This is a genomic window from Collinsella sp. AF31-11, assembly GCF_003475605.1.
Classification (GTDB): domain Bacteria; phylum Actinomycetota; class Coriobacteriia; order Coriobacteriales; family Coriobacteriaceae; genus Collinsella.
Genome location: NZ_QRQS01000011.1, coordinates 1,330 through 1,572, shown reverse-complemented (window position 1 = coordinate 1,572; position 243 = coordinate 1,330). Strand labels below are relative to the sequence as shown.

General features: G+C 60.5%; 1 protein-coding gene. It reads right to left on the bottom strand.

Annotated elements, in window-relative coordinates:
- Nucleotides 1-45: 45 nt before the first annotated feature.
- Nucleotides 46-243 (bottom strand): IS3 family transposase (locus DWZ22_RS10330; RefSeq protein WP_199583472.1); only part of this gene is annotated, 198 nt, incomplete at its 5' end.

The window sequence follows — 243 nt, the reverse complement described above, 5'->3', positions numbered from 1 at the left end:
CCTGGGTTGAACTGCGTCCCAAATCTTGGACGCCCTAAATAGCGACTAGGCCGCGAGGGCCTGATCCCGGAACTCCTCCGGGGTCAGGCCCTTCAATCTTACCTGCCTCCGGCTCGTGTTCCAGTGGACTATGTATTCCTCCAGGTCGCGTTTGAAATCCTCGAACGTCTCCCACTCGCGGCCCCGGTAGAACTCGTCCTTGACGTGGCCGAAGAGCTGCTCGGTGGCGGCGTTGTCGATGCA